At 47.3% G+C, this 1,920-nt stretch carries 2 protein-coding genes; both read left to right on the top strand.

Going from position 1 to position 1,920, the window contains the following annotated elements:
* Window positions 1–262 precede the first annotated feature (262 nt).
* The gene (locus FJZ26_05755) at window positions 263–1,414 is read left to right on the top strand and encodes a hypothetical protein (GenBank protein ID MBM3229913.1); all 1,152 of its coding nucleotides are present in this window, start codon (window positions 263–265) and stop codon (window positions 1,412–1,414) included.
* Between the two features lie 75 nt (window positions 1,415–1,489).
* Window positions 1,490–1,920 (top strand): hypothetical protein (locus tag FJZ26_05750; GenBank protein ID MBM3229912.1); only part of this gene is annotated, 431 nt, incomplete at its 3' end.

Genomic DNA, 1,920 nt, shown 5'->3' with positions numbered 1-1,920 from the left:
ACTCTGTTCTGGAAGCCTCTGCCACTGGCGACGAGCTTCTTGGGTTCAATGGAATTATTGACAACACTGCAAGGCTGATGCTTTTCACGCTTTTCATGCCGTTTGTTTCACTGATGGTTACGATTGCAAGTATAAAGGTTGCCTCCCCACTATTCGGAGGGGACGCGGAGATTGCCGGCCTTACAAGGCTCATATAGTATGCCGGGAAACCGATTGTTGATAGTTGGAGTGTTAAATAAGCAAAGATTTTGAGGGCGATGATGTGAAAAAATTGGCAATGTGGCTTGCAATTCTCAGCGTACTGGCATTGCCGCTTTTTTCCCAGTCCCTCTTGCCAGATATCGGCTCCAATTTCACGCCATTTAGCTGCAGTGCGGCGGCAGGGCCGAACTGGCTGCTTCTTTCCGGAATTGTCCTCATGGGCTCAGTGCTCATGATTGCACTTGCGTACATGGCAGGCTCCGCATTAAGCTCGCCAAAAATCATTGCCTGGGCAAAAGAGGGTCTTTTCCAGACTGCGGCCTCTGCCCTGATAATTGCGGGATTTGTGGTTTTTGGATTGACTATTGATACGACCCTTTCCGCAGTGACTGGAAGGCCGAATGTAACACTTATTGACAACGGAATGGATTATGCAAAGGTGATTGAATCAACCATACTGTCAAATTTCCTGACGCTCAATGTGATGAACATTGCGATAGGGGTTTTTGGCAACATGCAAATCAACCTCAGGGCAGGAGGGTTTGGCCTGTCGTTTTCCCTTGCGCCGATGTTCAGGCCCATACTTGATGCATTAGGGCTTCTTGTGAATTTCATGATGGCTGCATTGTGGGAGTGGTTTGCCCAGCTATTCCTCCTTTGCTTCATCAAGCAGCAGATGCTGACTGTATTTATGCCACTTGGCATAATACTTCGCGCGTTTCCAATCACAAGAAGCGCAGGAGGGGCCATAATAGCAATTGCAGTAGGGCTCTATTTTGTGTACCCCTTCATGCTGACAGTCAACCAGGTAATCACAACCGCCCATTACGGAAATCCACTTGACAGGGGAGGGTCAAGCTGCAACTTTACGGGATTTTGGGATTGCGCATATGAGACATATGGCTCAAGTGTGATAAACACGCTTCTCAAGGGAACGGTATTGACAGGAAGCGGCCTTGTGCTGACTGCGGTTTTTGCAAAAACATACGTCACCGGGCTTATGGCCCTTGCAGCCCCGGTTTTCTCCTCAGTCATCCTGACAAGCATTGCCATAAGCGTGTATTATTACATTTTTGACCTTGTTTATCTTCTGGTGATTGTCTCCATGCTCTTGACGCTTTTGAATGTGTTTGTGACAATGACTTCAATTAGGGAGATTGCCAAGTTCCTGGACTCTGACCTGAACCTGTCTTCCTTGCTAAGGATGCTTTGAAAACGTGGATAGTTAATGTTACGGACAGATAATTTACTGTATTCGGCCTTTATGAAAAGTGCGGCGGGATGAATCATGCCAAATGAATTTCAGGGAATAGCTTTTGAAGTTTGCAACAACCCGGGCATGTTTGGCACGGCATGGCAGCCTTGGCTGGTTGGCGTTGCCTTTGCACTGATAGGCTCATCAGTGCTAGTTGCCCTAATTTACATGATTTCAACAATACTGAAAAACCCCCAGTTCCACGCCTGGGCAAAATTCGAGCTTTACCAGATTATACTGACCGCCCTCATTTCAATTGGGGTTGTTGTCACAGTATCGAGCATTTGCAACGTGTCCCCGACACTGTTTGCGGATTTGCCAAGATACCAGGGACTGACAATGTTCCAGGCAGCTGAAAATTATCTCTCATGGTTCAGGACATCGGCGTCTATAGGCTTTACATATATTTTTGCCGTGAACAACCTTCTTAGCAGGGCAATCGGAGTGACTTGGAACATGAGGCC

The sequence above is a fragment of the Candidatus Parvarchaeota archaeon genome, from assembly GCA_016866895.1.
GTDB lineage: Archaea > Micrarchaeota > Micrarchaeia > Anstonellales > VGKX01 > VGKX01.
Note: the sequence above shows the minus strand (reverse complement) of the source record. Positions and strands in the feature narration are given on the sequence as shown.